The organism is Salegentibacter maritimus (assembly GCF_016236915.1).
GTDB lineage: Bacteria > Bacteroidota > Bacteroidia > Flavobacteriales > Flavobacteriaceae > Salegentibacter > Salegentibacter maritimus.
In genome coordinates this window covers 1-17,008 of record NZ_JAEHOK010000012.1, presented here as the reverse complement: position 1 = coordinate 17,008, position 17,008 = coordinate 1, and the positions used below count along the sequence as shown (strand labels likewise).

The window sequence follows — 17,008 nt, the reverse complement described above, 5'->3', positions numbered from 1 at the left end:
TTAATAAAAAAAGCGGCTCTGAGCCGCTTTTTTTATATCTGGTTTTGTTGAAACCTGGTTGGTTGGCTTATTTTCGTCTGGGTTTTGGTATAAATGCAGAGGGAAAATTTTCTTTTATCTTTAAAAGGGCTCTGTCTGCCTCCAGCCTGTTTCTGAAATTTCCAACCCATACTTTGTAGTTGGGGGCTTCATAGGCTATAATAGAAGGATATTCAAATTTGCTGCGATACTCTTTAATCACTTCATTAGCTTCGCCATTATTACCATAGAAAAGTTGGATTTTATAGCGGTCTCCAATTTCATTATCACTGCTCATTTCAGATTTTAACTCTAAGAGTTTAGTTATTTTGTTGTCTTCAGTAATATTCACCTGGCCCTCTTGTGCTGTTAAATTTAGCAAAGAAATGCCTGAGACAAAACAACTTAATAGAAGTTTGTTTAAGCTTAATTTTCTCATAGTTATTTATTTATGGCAAAAGTATAATTTAATAACTTAAACAAGATGTGTTTTATTATTTAGAACTAGTATAAATTACCGATTAACACTTATGTAACATTCCTAAAATCGACTTTAAGTATTACTTTTGTTGCCGAATTTAAAGGTGCGAAATGTTAATATTATTAAGGCTTGAGCCTTTAAAAATCGTACCAAAGTTAAGACGTTAATTCAACTTATAATATGAAAAAGGTGAAATACCGCCATTCAACTTCGCGACTATTGCTCTTAAGTGTAGCATTTTTTATCTCATTCAGTGTTTTGGGAATTGCACAGGAGGAAGCTACACAAGAGGCTTCTTCTGAAGGCCAGGAGCAAACTGATGAATCTTCAGGAGATTCGTCTGCTATGTCAGACCTTGGGGATCCCGCGAATGGGAAATCCCTGTTTAATTCACTTTGTGCAGCATGTCACAAGCCTTACTCTGCTTCTATTGGTCCGGCCCTTCATGGGATTACCGAAAAGAGGGATATGGATTGGTTGTACCGGTGGATTAAGAACAGTCAGGAGTTAATCGCTTCTGGAGATGATGAGGCTGTTGCGATATACGAAGAGTATAATCAAACGGCTATGCCGGCGTTCCCTCAACTGTCAGATGCAGATATTGATGATATACTTGCTTATGTAGAGCAGCCTAAGCCGGAGCCTAAAGCTGCGCAGGCTGGTGCTGAAAGTGCTGGAGGGCAGTCTTCAGGTGGTGGTGTTTCGGTAGATGTTATTTTAGGTATCCTGGTTTTTGTTTTGATAATGTTGCTTACTGTGTTGTTTTTGGTAAACAAGACGCTAAGGAACTTTGCTCAGGCAAGTGGGGTTGTGATTCCAGAAAAAACAAAAGGGAAGCCAATTTGGAAGTCTTTTGTTGAGAACCAATTTCTGGTTCTGGTGAGTGCTGTTTTTGGCTTGCTGGTAATTGGATGGTTTGCTTATGGTTTCTTTATGCAGGTTGGAGTAGATCAGGGGTATCAGCCAATTCAGCCTATTCATTATTCTCATAAGATACATGCTGGGGATAACCAGATTGATTGTAAGTATTGTCATTCATCGGCTAGAACCTCTAAAAATGCTGGAATCCCATCTTTAAATGTGTGTATGAATTGCCATGTGACTATCTCAGAGGTTTCTCCGGAGACTGCTACTGCTGAGTATTCAAAGGAGTTTTATGATGGTGAAATAGCTAAGCTGTATGATGCTGTTGGTTGGGATCCTGCCCAGCAAGATTATACAGGGGAAGAAAAGCCTGTGAAATGGGTTAGAATTCATAATTTGCCAGACTTTGCTTACTTTAATCACTCACAACACGTGACTGTTGGTGGGATACAATGTCAAAAATGTCACGGTCCTATCGAGGAGATGGAAGTGGTTTATCAGGATGCGCCGCTAACTATGGGTTGGTGTATAGAGTGTCATCGTGATACCAAAGTTAGAATGGAAGGCAATGAGTATTACGAGAAAATTCACGAAGAGTTATCTAAGAAATACGGTGTAGAAGAACTTACTGTTGCTCAAATGGGAGGTCTTGAATGTGCTAAATGCCATTACTAAAAATTTTTTCCCGGTTGTTCGGGGTTAATAAAGAAGTTAATATCTAGATATATATGTCATCAAACAAAAAATACTGGAAAAGTGTTGAAGAGCTAAATGAAAACAGCTCTGTTGTTGAGACGCTCCAACAAAAAGAATTTGCTGAAGAAATTCCGGTTAATGAATTCCTTGGGGATAAAGATTCGCTTGAGAGTTCAAAAACCTCACGAAGGGATTTCTTGAAATATGTTGGGTTTAGTACGGCAGCAGCTTCACTGGCTGCATGTGAAGGGCCTGTTATTAAATCTATACCTTACGTTGTGCAGCCGGAGCGTATTGTTCCCGGGGTTGCTAATTACTATGCCTCTACAATTGCAGATGGTTTTGATTTTGCGAGTGTGTTAGTAAAAACAAGGGAAGGTAGGCCTATAAAAATTGAAAATAATGACTTGTCGAAAGCTAAAGGAGGGGTGAATGCCCGTGTACAGGCATCGGTATTGTCAATGTATGATTCTAATAGGGTTAGACGCCCAATGATTGAAGGGAAGAATGTGTCTTGGGAGGAGTTTGATCGCCAGGTCGGATCTGCTCTTGATAATGTTTCTGGAGATATCTTGTTGTTAACTCAAACTTTTGCAAGTCCTTCAACTACAAAATTGATTAATGAATTTTCGGAAAAGTATCCTAATGTACGCCATGTAGTTTATGATACTGTTTCTGAAAGTGATGCTTTAAATGCTTATCAGGCTAAATTTGGGATGCGTGCATTACCGAATTATGATTTTTCTAAAGCGGAAACCATTGTTTCTGTTGGTGCTGATTTCCTTGGTGATTGGCAGGGGGGTGGTTATGATGCTGGATATGCAAAGGGGCGTATTCCTGAGAATGGTAAGATGTCAAGGCATATCCAATTTGAATCTAATATGAGTTTAACAGGTGCGAATGCTGATAAGCGTTACCCTGTTACCCCTTCGCAGCAAAAAGCTGTGTTGGCGGCTTTATATGGTTATGTTTCTGGAAGTTCTTCTACCAGTAATTTACCGGCCAAAATAGATGATGCGGTTGTGAAAGCAGCCAGTCAATTGAGAAAAGCTGGAAGTGGGGCTGTAGTTGTTTCTGGTATTCCAGATGTGAATGCTCAGGCTATAGTGCTGGCTATTAACGAGGCGCTTGGAAGTCGTGTGATGGATACTGATAATCCTCGTATGATTCGTCAGGGTGATGCTGAAGAGGTGATGCAGGCAGTTGAAGATATGAAGTCTGGTGCTGTTGGAGCGGTATTGATGGCGGGTGTAAACCCGGCTTATTCTTTGCCGAACGCTAAGGAATTCACTGAGGCATTAGCTGGTGTGGATGTTTCTTTAGCTTTTAGTATGAAACCTGATGAAACCGCTGAGCTTTGTAAATTTGTGGCGGCAACTCCTCATTATTTAGAGAGTTGGCAGGATATCCAGTATACTGCTTCAGATTTTGCTTTGATGCAGCCTACTATTAGACCATTATTTGATACAAGGCAGTTTCAGGATTGTTTGTTAAAATGGTCTGGAAATGATAAATCTTATCACGAGTATATAAAAGAAACCTGGAGCGGTAGTATTTCTTCCTGGAATACTGCGTTGCACGATGGTGTTTTTAAAGCTAATTCTCCTGTTGAAGCAGGGGTTTTGCAATCTGAATCTGTAGATATTTCTAGAGCTGTAATTGAGCTTTCTAGTGATTCTGAGGCTAGTGGAATGGAGTTAACGCTTTACACTAAGCCTTCTATGGGTGATGGGCAGCAAGCCAACAACCCGTGGTTGCAAGAAATGCCAGATCCGTTAACAAGGGCTTCCTGGGATAACTACCTTACTGTTTCAAAAGCCGATGCAGATGCAATGGGGCTTGAGAATGAGAATGTAGCTAATGGTGGCTTAAATGGAAGTTACGCTAATGTAACTTTAGACGGTATTGTAGTTAAAAATGTGCCTGTGATGATTCAGCCTGGTCAGGCTAAAGGTTCGGTAGGACTTGCTCTTGGCTATGGAAAGAAAGCTGCAATACAAAAGGAAATGCAGGTAGGTGTAAATGCCTATTCTTTATATAAAAACTTAAGCGCAGTTCAATCTGTAAGCATTGAGAAAGCTCCTGGAATTCATGAATTTGCTTGTGTTCAGCTTCATAGTACTTTAATGGGGCGTGGAGATATTATTAAAGAAACTACTTTAGAGATTTTTAATACGAAAGATGCAAAGGAATGGAATGTTGTTCCGCAGGTTTCGTTAGATCACGTTGAAAAGCCTGTAACTTCTCCTGAAGTTGACATGTGGGATAGTTTTGATCGTAGTGTTGGTCATCATTTTAACCTCTCTATAGATCTTAATGCTTGTACCGGTTGTGGTGCGTGTGTTATAGCCTGTCATGCAGAAAATAATGTTCCGGTTGTAGGGAAAAGTGAAGTTAGACGTTCCCGGGATATGCATTGGTTGCGTATTGATAGGTATTATTCTTCTGAAGATAGTTTTATAGACGATCTAGATAAGAAAGAGAATATATCTGGTTTAGGTAGTTCGTTATCTGAATTTGGGGAGTTGGAGGAGCCTGCAGATAATCCTCAGGTGATATTCCAGCCTGTAATGTGTCAACACTGTAATCACGCTCCGTGTGAAACTGTATGTCCTGTTGCGGCAACTTCTCACGGAAGACAGGGGCAAAATCAAATGATTTATAACCGTTGTGTGGGTACTAGATATTGTGCAAACAACTGCCCTTATAAGGTACGCCGTTTTAACTGGTTTAACTATGCCGAAAATGAGGAGTTTGACTATCATATGAACAACGATCTTGGTAGAATGGTTATTAATCCTGATGTAACTGTGCGTTCTAGAGGGGTTATGGAGAAGTGTTCTATGTGTATCCAGAAAACTCAAAAGACCATTCTTGATGCTAAACGCGAAGGACGTGAAGTTGAAGATGGTGAATTCCAAACTGCTTGTTCTGCAGCTTGTGATAAGGGGGCTATGACATTTGGTGATATTAACAATGAAGGTGCTGTGATTAGAGATAAGAAGGAAGATGATAGAATGTATCATTTATTGGAATATTTAGGTACAAAGCCAAATGTGATGTACCAGACGAAAATTAGAAATACCACAGAAGCTTAATAAATTAATAAAGAAATCAATTAATAAGGATATGTCTCATTACGAAGCACCTATACGAAAGCCTTTAGTTACCGGGGATAAGACCTACCACGATGTTACTGTGGATGTGGCGGCACCGGTAGAAGGAAGGGCGAATAAATCCTGGTGGATTGTCTTTTCAATTGCCCTTATTGCCTTTCTTTGGGGTGTAGGTTGTATAATTTATACTATTTCCACAGGTATTGGAACCTGGGGACTTAACAAAACTGTTGGCTGGGCCTGGGATATTACCAACTTTGTTTGGTGGGTAGGTATTGGTCACGCCGGTACGCTAATCTCTGCTGTACTATTGTTGTTTAGGCAAAAATGGAGAATGGCAATTAACCGTTCTGCAGAGGCGATGACTATCTTCTCTGTGATGCAGGCCGGTTTGTTCCCTTTAATTCACATGGGAAGACCCTGGTTGGCTTATTGGGTACTTCCAATTCCAAATCAATTTGGTTCATTGTGGGTAAACTTTAACTCACCCCTGCTTTGGGATGTATTTGCTATTTCAACCTATCTTTCTGTTTCATTAGTTTTCTGGTGGACAGGATTGCTACCTGATTTCGCAATGATTCGTGACCGTGCAATTACTCCTTTCAATAAAAAGATCTACGGTATTTTAAGTTTTGGTTGGAGTGGACGTGCAAAAGATTGGCAGCGTTTTGAGGAAGTTTCTTTGGTTCTTGCCGGTTTGGCGACGCCTTTAGTACTTTCGGTGCATACTATTGTATCTTTTGACTTTGCTACATCGGTAATTCCTGGTTGGCATACCACTATCTTTCCTCCTTATTTCGTTGCAGGAGCGGTATTCTCCGGGTTTGCTATGGTGAATACTCTTCTTATAATAATGAGAAAGGTATCTAATCTTGAAGACTATATTACCGTACAACATATTGAATTGATGAACATTGTAATTATGATTACAGGTTCTATTGTTGGGGTAGCTTATATTACAGAGCTGGTTATAGCCTGGTACTCTGGTGTAGAATATGAACAATATGCTTTTCTTAACAGGGCAACCGGACCTTATGCATGGGCATATTGGGCCATGATGACCTGTAATGTATTTTCTCCACAGTTTATGTGGTTTAAGAAATTGCGAACCAGTATCATGTTCTCCTTTTTTATCTCTATTGTTGTGAATATTGGAATGTGGTTTGAGCGTTTTGTGATTATTGTTACTTCACTACATCGTGATTACCTTCCATCTTCCTGGACAATGTTCTCTCCAACTTTCGTTGATATTGGTATTTTTATTGGAACAATAGGATTCTTTTTTGTGTTGTTTCTTTTGTATGCAAGATCTTTCCCGGTTATTGCGCAAGCAGAGGTTAAAACCATACTTAAATCTTCCGGAGATAAGTATAAGAAACTAAGAGCTGAGCACGGAGACGATGTAAAGCACTATACTCCGGTTAATATTGGTGAGCCTAAGAAAAATATCGCTACCAAGCTTGATAAGAAAATTGAAAATGGCGATTCGCCTAATGCAGAAGGTAATACTGAGCATAATGATACCGTGAATGCTGATGCTTTAGTACTTACTGAAGTACAAAAAGACAGAATAGATGCAATGTTAGGTAGAACAGGCTCTTTTAATCCTGAGAATCAAACTGCAGATAACTTACAAAAACTAAAAGCAGTAGGTCCTTTCCTTGAACAGCGTTTGCATCAATTGGGGCTTTATACCTATGTTCAGGTAAGTAAACTTGCCAAAGACGATTTTGAATTGCTTGATGAAGTAATAGAGAACTTCCCTAATGCTTCTATGAGAGGAGACTGGGTAGCACAGGCAACTGAACTAAAAAATAAGTAATTAAGATGGCATCAAAAGTTATACACGCTATTTATAATGATGATGACTTGCTTTTACAAGGTGTGAAGCAGGTGAGAGAAGCTCGTTATCATATTGGTGAAATTTACACCCCAATGCCGGTTCACGGTTTGGATAAAGCCATGGGGTTGGCACCTACACGATTGGCAATTACCTCTTTCCTTTACGGGCTTGTAGGTTTTGCGGTATCGATTGCTATGATGAATTTTATCATGATAGAGGATTGGCCTCAGGATATTGGAGGAAAACCTAGTTTTAGTTTTTTAGAAAATTTACCTGCCTTCGTGCCGATTATGTTTGAGCTTACTGTGTTTTTTGCAGCACACCTTATGGTGATTACTTTTTATATGAGAAGTAAACTTTGGCCATTTAAAAAGGCAGAGAACCCAGACGTTAGAACAACTGATGATATGTTCCTAATGGAAGTTGATGTTGCAAATAACAATGTAGAGGAATTAACTAAATTTCTTTATGATACCGGGGCTGCAGAAATTAAATTAATAGATAATAAATAGACAGAATGAAAAATTTGTTCTATAAAGCGATAGTATTGTTCTTAGTGGGAGGAGTTGTTATGTCTTGTGCAGATAGCGACAAACCTAATTATCAATACATGCCAGATATGTACAAGCCGGTAGGATACGAGACTTATGGGGAGTATGATATTTTTGAAAATGGCCAGGAAGCCAAACTTCCGGTAGAGGGAACTATTCCAAGGGGATGGATGCCTTATGATTATGAGGATTCGCCAGAAGGACTGGCTAATGCTAAAGCCAACTTAAATAATCCTCTACCATATACTGAAGATAACCTTAACGAAGGGAAGGCGTTATACACTATTTATTGTGCCGTATGCCACGGGGATAATGGTGACGGTAAAGGAATTTTAACAGAACGTGAAAAAATTCTGGGGGTTCCTTCGTATGATGATGTAGGACGTGCCATTACAGAAGGAAGTGTTTATCATGTAATTTACTACGGGTTAAACTCTATGGGTTCTTATGCTGTACAAACCAGTGAAGAGGAACGTTGGAAAATTACCCATTATGTAATGAACTTAAAAAATGAGCTGGAAGGTGGCGAGGAAATCCCGTTTGAAGAAGTAAAAGAAGCCTCGGTTGCTGAAGCAAATCCGGTAGAGGTAGATAGAGCACAGCAAAATGCACAGGAAGCTCAGGGCGAAGGAGCTGCGCTAACCGTAGAGGAAGAAAACAATAATTAAGAACAAAGCATTTAGATCTATAAATATGTATACGCTATCCAGTAAATTAAAATTAACAGCAATTATTTTTATGATTGTTGGTGCTATTGGACTTGTAATTGGGTTTCTACAGGCGCCATCAAATTTGGATGATGTTAAGGAAATAATAGCCGCTGAAGGGCATCACGGTGAAACATCTCACCATGAAGAAGCTGAAGCAAATTTTGCTGATGCCGAGCAAGGGGTGGTAAATGATGCGCACGCTGCCGATTCACACGATGCAGAACATTTGGAGCATAAGTTGCATCAATTGCAAAATAAACCCTGGGCCGCTGTTTATGTAGCTGCTTTCTTTTTCTTTATGATCTCATTGGGAGCCCTGGCATTTTATGCCTTGCAGTATGCTTCACAAGCAGGTTGGTCTCCGGTATTGTTTAGGGTAATGGAAGCTATCTCAGCTTATATTGTTCCTGGTGGTATTATTATGTTTGTTCTTTTGGCACTTTCAGGTTTCCACTTAAACCATTTATTCGTTTGGATGGATCCGGAAGTAGTGGCACACGACGAAATTATTCAGAACAAAACGGCTTACTTAAATGTACCTTTCTTTCTTATAAGAGCTGCTATATTCCTTGGAGGTTGGTTTTTGTTTAGACATTTTCTTGTTAAAAATTCACGAAAGCTTGATGAAGCTACAGATAATGCTTACTTCAAAAAGAACTTCAAACTTTCTGCAGGATTTCTTGTTTTCTTCCTTGTTTCTGAATCTATGATGAGCTGGGACTGGATTATGAGTTTAGATCCGCACTGGTTTAGTACTTTATTTGGATGGTATGTATTCTCAAGTATGTTTGTTTCTGGAATTACTGTTATTGCTTTGGTTAGTATTTACCTTAAGTCTAGAGGCTATCTGCCTTTTGTGAATAATAGTCATATTCACGATTTAGCTAAATTTATGTTCGGAATAAGTATTTTCTGGACTTACCTTTGGTTTTCACAATTTATGCTTATCTGGTACTCTAATATTCCTGAAGAAGTAGTGTACTTTATTAGTAGAATTGAGAACTATAGCTTGCCTTTTTTTGGTATGGTAGCTTTAAACTTTCTTTTCCCACTATTAGTATTAATGAACAGCGATTTCAAGAGAATGAACTGGTTTGTTGTAATGACGGGTATTATTATACTTGTTGGACATTATTTAGATGTTTTTACAATGGTAATGCCGGCAACGGTAGGAGAATCCTGGTTTATAGGTTTGCCTGAAATTAGTGCAGTGTTTTTCTTTGGAGGATTGTTTACTTTTGTAATCTTTAATGCGCTTACCAAAGCTCCATTGCTGGCTAAACGTAACCCATATATTAAGGAAAGTGAACATTTCCATTATTAATAAAAGATTGTTTAAAGAAGAAATTATAAAATGACCGTATTTTTAGTAATAATTGTACTAGCCCTATTGGCCGTTACCGGTTGGCAAATGTCTAAGATTTTTGAGCTTTCCAAAGGCCCTGGTGCCGAAAGTTCGGCGATAGCTAATGATAATGATAATAGGCAGCAAGCAAAGCTTATGCTTTGGTTTATGATATTCCTTTATATTGGGATGGCATATAGTTTTTGGCACTGGAGTAAATTATATCTTCCCGAATCGGCCTCTGAACATGGTAATGAGGTAGATACTTTAATGTTTATATCTATTGGGCTCATTATGGTAGTGCAGGTAATTACACAGGCATTACTGCATTGGTTCGCTTATAAATATCAAGGAAAAAAGGGCAATCGAGCACTGTTCTTTGCCGATAACGACAAACTGGAATTTATTTGGACCATTATTCCGGTAATTACCCTTGCAGGTTTAATTATTTATGGTCTGTTTACCTGGAGTGATATTATGAATATTGGGGAAGATGAAGACCCTATTGTAATTGAAATATATGCAAAGCAATTTAGCTGGCAGGCTAGATATGCAGGTGAAGACAATACGCTTGGAGAGGCCAATGTTCGCTTTATCGAAGGTATAAATACGGTTGGTCTTAATGTGAACGATAGCTATGCAGATGATGATAAGATAACTACAGAGCTTCACCTTCCTGTAGGAAAGAAGGTTCTTTTTAAATTTAGGTCGCAAGATGTATTGCACTCTGCTTACTTCCCACATTTTAGGGCGCAAATGAACGTTGTTCCCGGAATGGTGACACAATTTGCCTTTACCCCGGATATTACTACCGAAGAAATGAGAAACTCAGAGTATATGGTAGATAAGGTTAAAACCATTAATGAGATAAGAAAAGAGAATAGCGAAGCTTTAATGGCTGAAGGCGAAGCACCATTAGACTCATATGAATTCGATTACTTCTTGCTTTGTAATAAGATTTGCGGGGACGCACACTATAATATGCAAATGAAGATTGTAGTAGAAAGCGAAGAAGAATATAACCAATGGTTAAGCGAACAGGATGAGTTTGCTACCGTTATGGAATCACAAGAATAACAGAACTAAAAAGAATATAATTTAGATATGTCAGCAATAGCAACAGCACCGGCTCACGATCACCACGAAGATCACGGACATCATCATAAAGAAACTTTTATTACTAAATACATATTTAGTACAGACCATAAGATGATTGCCAAGCAATATCTTATAACAGGTATTTTAATGGGTATTGTAGGGATTATGATGTCCGTACTTTTCCGTTTGCAAATAGCCTGGCCAGAGCAGTCGTTTATGATTTTTGAGTGGCTTTTAGGAGATAAATGGGCTCCTGAAGGGGTTATGACTCCTTCAATTTACCTTGCATTGGTTACTATACACGGAACCATTATGGTTTTCTTCGTGTTAACTGCTGGTTTGAGTGGTACCTTTAGTAACTTGCTTATTCCGCTTCAAATTGGTGCAAGGGATATGGCTTCAGGATTTATGAACATGCTTTCTTATTGGTTGTTCTTTATTTCTTGTGTAATTATGATTAGCTCATTGTTTATAGAGTCTGGTCCTGCTTCTGCCGGTTGGACAATATATCCGCCACTAAGTGCCTTGCCACAGGCTATTGGAGGTTCCGGAATGGGTATGACCCTTTGGTTGATTTCAATGGCTATTTTTATTGCTTCATCGCTTTTAGGTTCGCTTAACTATATTGTTACTGTATTGAATCTTAGAACCAAAGGGATGTCTATGATGAGGCTGCCGCTTACTATTTGGGCGTTTTTTATTACTGCTATTATTGGAGTAGTTTCATTCCCGGTTTTACTTTCTGCAGCACTTTTACTTATTATGGATAGAAGTTTTGGTACTTCTTTCTTTCTTAGTGATATTTATATTCAGGGTGAAGTATTGAGTCACCAGGGAGGTTCGCCAGTTTTGTTTGAACATTTATTCTGGTTCCTTGGTCACCCCGAAGTTTATATTGTAATTTTACCTGCAATGGGTATTGTCTCTGAAGTTATGGCTACAAATGCACGTAAACCAATTTTTGGTTACCGTGCCATGGTTGCTTCTATTTTGGCAATTGCATTCCTTTCAACAATTGTATGGGGGCACCATATGTTCGTTTCGGGAATGAACCCGTTCTTAGGTTCTGTATTTACATTTACAACCCTATTAATTGCTATTCCTTCTGCAGTAAAAGCATTTAACTGGATTACCACTCTCTGGAAGGGTAACTTGCAAATGAATCCCGCTATGTTGTTCTCAATTGGTTTTGTATCAACATTTATTACCGGTGGTTTAACAGGTATCATTTTAGGAGATTCAACATTAGATATTAACGTTCACGATACTTACTTCGTAATTGCTCACTTCCACCTGGTAATGGGTATATCTGCGATCTATGGACTTTTAGCGGGTGTTTATCATTGGTTCCCAAAAATGTTTGGTAGAATGATGAATAAAAATCTGGGCTATGTTCACTTTTGGATTACTGCTGTAGGTGCTTATGGTGTGTTTTTCCCGATGCATTTTATAGGCCTTGCAGGTTTACCAAGACGTTATTATACAAACACGGCATTTCCATACTTCGATGACCTTGCAGATGTAAATGTTATTATTACCATTTTCGCAATTATAACTGCAGGGATACAGGTTGTATTTTTATATAACTTCTTTAGCTCTATTTTCTTTGGTAAGAAGGCTACACAAAACCCGTGGAATGCCACTACTTTGGAATGGACTACTCCGGTAGAGCATATTCACGGAAACTGGCCTGGTGCAATTCCTTCGGTTTATCGTTGGTCTTATGACTATAGTAAGATGAATCTTGATGGTACAGATTATGTGATTCCTGGTCAGGATTTTGTTCCTCAAACGGTTCCGCTTCAGGATCATGAGGAAGAATTGAACCACTGAACTTAATAGAATATCAATAAAAAACCTCTCCGTTTCACGAGAGGTTTTTCGTTTTTAGGCCTGTTTGAAGCCTTGCTTATAGAACGACCTCTATTGAAACTCCTCCAAGGTATTTTAATTATCTTTGCTGAATAAATAGCGATATAACTTTAATGATTTATGAATGAAAACCTTGATCCTTCCGGAGAGAATTTCACGCCCGAAGAGTTTGATATAGAGAGAGCTTTGCGCCCCCTTAGCTTTGATGATTTTGCAGGCCAGGATCAGGTTTTGGAGAATCTTAAAGTATTTGTACAGGCGGCAAATCAGAGAGAAGAAGCTTTAGATCATACCCTTTTTCATGGGCCACCCGGTCTTGGTAAAACCACCTTAGCTCATATTCTTTCCAGTGAACTTGGTGTGGGGATAAAAGTAACTTCGGGTCCTGTTTTGGATAAACCCGGAGATCTGGCCGGTTTGCTTACCAATCTAGAGGATAGGGATATTTTATTTATAGATGAGATTCATAGGTTAAGTCCGGTGGTAGAAGAATACCTCTATTCGGCAATGGAAGATTACCGAATAGATATTATGATAGAATCCGGGCCTAATGCCAGAACCGTACAAATTAATTTAAACCCATTTACCCTTATTGGTGCTACTACCCGTTCAGGTTTGCTTACCGCACCTATGCGAGCGCGTTTTGGTATTTCCAGTCGCTTACAATATTATTCAACCGAGTTACTTTCAGATATTGTACAACGTAGTGCAGAAATTCTTCGGGTGCCTATTAATCTTGACGCGGCAATAGAAATTGCCGGAAGAAGTAGGGGTACTCCTAGAATTGCTAATGCTTTACTAAGAAGAGTTAGGGATTTTGCGCAAATTAAAGGTAATGGCAAAATAGATATGGAGATTGCAAAATATGGGCTTAAGGCTTTAAATGTAGATGCACACGGCTTGGACGAAATGGACAACAAAATCCTGGAAACTATTATCGATAAATTTAAAGGAGGCCCTGTAGGCTTAACCACTTTGGCTACCGCTGTTAGTGAAAGTGCAGAAACCATTGAAGAAGTTTATGAACCTTTTCTAATTCAACAGGGATTTATATATAGAACTCCAAGAGGACGGGAAGTTACCCAGGCAGCATATAAACATTTGGGAAGGACAAAAGGAGATATTCAGGGCGGACTTTTTTAAACAAAACTTATGAAAGATTCTGCCAAAATACCTGAAGTTTCTCTTCTGAAATTCCTGAAACATTCTACGAATATTTTAAAGAATCCTTTGCCTTTTCATCATAATAATTTTAAAGAGAAAGGAGATACTTTTCGATTGAACATAGGATTCAGAAAATCGGTAATATTTTCCAGAGATGCCGGACTGGTGGAATATGTACTTCAAAAGAATCAGAAGAATTTCGTAAAATCTGAGATCCAAACTAGGGATCTGGTTAAATATGTTGGGAAAGGATTGCTTACCTCAGAAGGGGAGCATTGGAAAAAACAGCGAAAATTAATTCAACCTGCTTTTCATAAAAAGCAACTTGCCAATCTGCTTGATTCTATAAAACAGGCAATATTACTGGAATATGAAAAGATAACAGTAAATAAAGAACTGGATATTTTTCCTGTTTTTAATGACCTTGCTTTTCAAACTGTGGTCAAATCTTTGTTTAGTAGTGCTGCCAATCAGAATGAAATCAATAGGCTTCAATACATTACCGAGGAAACTCAAAAAATGCTTGTAAAAGAACTACGACAACCCTATTTGGGATGGTGGTTTAAAGCAAGCGGGAAGATAGATAGTTATCTTAAGCTTACCGCTGAAGCCCGGAGCATTCTAAGTAAAATTGTTCAGGAAAGAAGGAATTCAAAAGAAGGATATGACGATCTTTTAGACATGCTGTTGGACGCAAAATATGATGATGGTAATTACATGGACGAAGAACAGCTTATCGATGAGATACTGATTCTTTTTACGGCCGGTCACGAGACTACCTCCAATGCCCTAAGCTTTACCACCCAATTGCTTGCATTTAATCCTAAATGGCAGGAGAAAATCTACGAAGAAATATCTGCCTTAAAGAAACAGGATCTGGATTTAATGAGCTATGTAGGCAAATGCGAGATTATTCAGCAGGTGATTGAAGAGTCTATGAGACTATATCCGCCGGCATATTTTATAGATCGTGTTAACCTGGAAGAAGATAAATTCGAAGGAAAATATTTCGAACCCGGTTCAAATTTGTTGTTCTCCCTTTACGAGGTTCATCGCCATCCAGACCTATGGGAACATCCAGATGAATTTAAACCGGAACGATTTGCCGAAGGAGGGAGAAAATATTCCTCCCAATACTTTCCTTTCGGTGCCGGACCCCGGAAATGTATCGGAAATAATTTTGCTATGTTCGAGATGATTATTGCAATTGCAGAACTTATCTCTCGCTATAAGATTGAGCCCAAAACTTCTGAAATTGAAATACAACCATTAATTACACTTAAGCCTAAAAATGCATTCTTAAAGTTTTTATCCCGATAAATTTGATTCAAAATAGCTCTAAATACACGAGTTTAATTAAAGAGGAGGCCAAACGCCTCGGGTTTTTATCTTGCGGGATTTCTAAAGCAGAATTTTTAGAAAAAGAAGCACCGCGCTTAGAAGAATTCCTTAATGAAAATCGGCATGGTGAAATGCGCTGGATGGAGAATAACTTTGATAAGCGCCTGGATCCCACCAAACTTGTGGAGGGGTCTAAGAGTGTTATTTCGTTACTGCTTAATTATTATCCTGAAGAAAAACAAAAAGAAGGCTCTTATAAAATAAGTAAATATGCTTACGGTAGAGATTATCATTTTGTGATTAAAGATAAGCTTAAGCAACTTTTACAGTTTATGCGGGATGAAATAGGAGAGGTAGACGGAAGGGCTTTTGTAGATTCTGCCCCGGTTATGGATAAGGTATGGGCGGCCAAAAGCGGATTGGGCTGGATAGGAAAGCACTCTAACTTACTCTCTAAACAAACAGGTTCTTTTTATTTTATCGCAGAACTTATTGTAGATATTGAGTTGGAATACGATACCCCGGTTACCGATCATTGCGGAAGTTGCACCGCCTGTATAGATGCCTGCCCTACTGATGCTATTGTAGCCCCTTATAAGGTAGATGGCAGCAAATGTATTTCTTATTTTACCATAGAGCTTAAAGACGAATTGCCCAATTCTTATAAAAACCAGTTTGAAGATTGGATGTTTGGCTGCGATATTTGCCAGGATGTTTGCCCCTGGAATAGATTCTCAAAACCTCATAACGAACCTTTGTTTAACCCACACCCCCAATTGCTGGAAAAAGATAAAAAGGGCTGGGAAGAACTAACCAAAGAAACCTTTAATGAGATTTTCAGGAAATCAGCTGTTAAACGAACAAAATTTGAAGGTCTAAAGAGAAATATTCAGTACTTAAAAGGCTAATTCTTAGTTTTTGGAATTTAACCTGGTATTTAAAAACTTTTACAGAGGTCAGTAGTTAGTTACTTATAATTTGGGATTGATATATGACATTGCCCTGAACCATTTTTGTAATCAGCTTATTGAATATAGTAGCTTTGCTCTGAGATCGGTTGATCCTGAAACAGAATTCGTTAAAATACCTGTTCAGGTTTTTATCGCTTACCCAGGAATAAGTGGTTCTAATCCAAGATTTCACTTGGTGTATCATGGTGTGAATTGCCTTAAAGTTCAATCCCTTATTGCTTTCTATTTGTGTAATGTCATATGCTTTGGAAATTGGCCTATAACCACGCCATTTATCAGTGGTTACCTTAGCTTTGCGGCTTATATGGTTGATAAAGATGTACTGAAGGGACTGGGCTGAAAAATCTTCAATTTTCATGGTATACATCCGCTTTACCTTTCCATCTTCGGTCAACTGCACTGCCGTGATTGCTTTCTTTTTCTTACCATCATAACTTCTTCCTATTTTCCCCTCGTCCCTGCCGCCCATAACAAATTCATCCACGTGAACATCGCCATCCATAGGGTCATTCCCACTCGAAGCCATAGCTTCTCTAACTTTCAACATAAATAATCTCGCCGTTTTTTCAGTAACCCCATAGCGCACGGCCATATAACTTGCTGATAAACTTTTGGTTGTCGTGGCCATCTCAAAACAAATAAAAAATGCTTTGCGAACACCAAATTTAACCTTGTGAAAAAGGGTGTTTGCGGTAGCGGATTCAATATGGTGGCAAATATTGCACTGCCTGGCAAAATCCTTCCGTACTTGGCAAGCAGTGTGATTACATCTTGTACATTTAAAGCCGGTTTTGGACTTGATTGAAGCAAGGTATTTCTTGCAATCCTCATCGGTTTTGAACCGATCAGAGAACTCCAGAAGGTTTTGACCCTTAAAAATATCCATATTTTTATATATTTACTGGTAATAAAGATATGTATTTAAATACTGACCTCTA

Annotated in this window: 13 protein-coding genes; 11 read left to right on the top strand and 2 right to left on the bottom strand. The window is 38.7% G+C overall.

Annotation, left to right across the window (positions count from 1 at the left end):
* Positions 1–67: 67 nt before the first annotated feature.
* Entirely contained in the window at positions 68–457 is a 390-nt protein-coding gene (locus I6U49_RS10320; protein WP_198628613.1) for an SPOR domain-containing protein, read from the bottom strand.
* Positions 458–679: 222 nt separating this feature from the next.
* On the opposite strand from I6U49_RS10320, the gene I6U49_RS10315 reads away from it, so the two are divergent.
* The 11 genes from I6U49_RS10315 to queG all read left to right on the top strand — a co-directional run bounded on the left by I6U49_RS10315 (position 680) and on the right by queG (position 16,007).
* Positions 680–2,038 (top strand): cytochrome c3 family protein, encoded by a 1,359-nt coding sequence (locus I6U49_RS10315; RefSeq protein ID WP_198628612.1) that lies wholly within the window; start codon positions 680–682, stop codon positions 2,036–2,038.
* Positions 2,039–2,091: 53 nt separating this feature from the next.
* Positions 2,092–5,157 carry a TAT-variant-translocated molybdopterin oxidoreductase gene (locus I6U49_RS10310; RefSeq protein ID WP_198628611.1) on the top strand — a complete coding sequence of 1,022 codons (3,066 nt, stop codon included), beginning with the start codon at positions 2,092–2,094 and terminating at the stop codon, positions 5,155–5,157.
* 31 nt (positions 5,158–5,188) lie between these two features.
* Positions 5,189–6,997 carry an NrfD/PsrC family molybdoenzyme membrane anchor subunit gene (gene nrfD, locus I6U49_RS10305; protein ID WP_198628610.1) on the top strand — a complete coding sequence of 603 codons (1,809 nt, stop codon included), beginning with the start codon at positions 5,189–5,191 and terminating at the stop codon, positions 6,995–6,997.
* 5 nt (positions 6,998–7,002) lie between these two features.
* The gene (locus I6U49_RS10300) at positions 7,003–7,530 is read left to right on the top strand and encodes a DUF3341 domain-containing protein (RefSeq protein ID WP_193711391.1); all 528 of its coding nucleotides are present in this window, start codon (positions 7,003–7,005) and stop codon (positions 7,528–7,530) included.
* A gap of 5 nt (positions 7,531–7,535) precedes the next feature.
* Entirely contained in the window at positions 7,536–8,237 is a 702-nt protein-coding gene (locus I6U49_RS10295) for a c-type cytochrome (protein ID WP_193711390.1), read from the top strand.
* A gap of 25 nt (positions 8,238–8,262) precedes the next feature.
* Positions 8,263–9,603, top strand: a complete 1,341-nt coding sequence (locus tag I6U49_RS10290) for a quinol:cytochrome C oxidoreductase (RefSeq protein ID WP_198628609.1) — start codon at positions 8,263–8,265, stop codon at positions 9,601–9,603.
* A gap of 30 nt (positions 9,604–9,633) precedes the next feature.
* Positions 9,634–10,701 carry a cytochrome c oxidase subunit II gene (locus tag I6U49_RS10285; protein ID WP_193711388.1) on the top strand — a complete coding sequence of 356 codons (1,068 nt, stop codon included), beginning with the start codon at positions 9,634–9,636 and terminating at the stop codon, positions 10,699–10,701.
* Between the two features lie 27 nt (positions 10,702–10,728).
* Positions 10,729–12,555, top strand: coding sequence for a cytochrome c oxidase subunit I (locus I6U49_RS10280; RefSeq protein WP_193711387.1), 1,827 nt, complete (start codon positions 10,729–10,731; stop codon positions 12,553–12,555).
* Between the two features lie 159 nt (positions 12,556–12,714).
* Entirely contained in the window at positions 12,715–13,737 is a 1,023-nt protein-coding gene (ruvB, locus tag I6U49_RS10275) for a Holliday junction branch migration DNA helicase RuvB (RefSeq protein ID WP_193711386.1), read from the top strand.
* A gap of 9 nt (positions 13,738–13,746) precedes the next feature.
* Positions 13,747–15,078: a cytochrome P450 gene (locus I6U49_RS10270; RefSeq protein ID WP_198628608.1), complete on the top strand. Its 1,332-nt coding sequence runs from the start codon at positions 13,747–13,749 to the stop codon at positions 15,076–15,078.
* A 2-nt stretch (positions 15,079–15,080) separates the two neighbouring features.
* The gene (queG, locus tag I6U49_RS10265; RefSeq protein WP_232804691.1) at positions 15,081–16,007 is read left to right on the top strand and encodes a tRNA epoxyqueuosine(34) reductase QueG; all 927 of its coding nucleotides are present in this window, start codon (positions 15,081–15,083) and stop codon (positions 16,005–16,007) included.
* Between the two features lie 55 nt (positions 16,008–16,062).
* Here queG and I6U49_RS10260 read toward each other — a convergent pair whose 3' ends face one another.
* Positions 16,063–16,956: an IS1595 family transposase gene (locus I6U49_RS10260; RefSeq protein WP_198627338.1), complete on the bottom strand. Its 894-nt coding sequence runs from the start codon at positions 16,954–16,956 to the stop codon at positions 16,063–16,065.
* Positions 16,957–17,008: the final 52 nt, after the last annotated feature.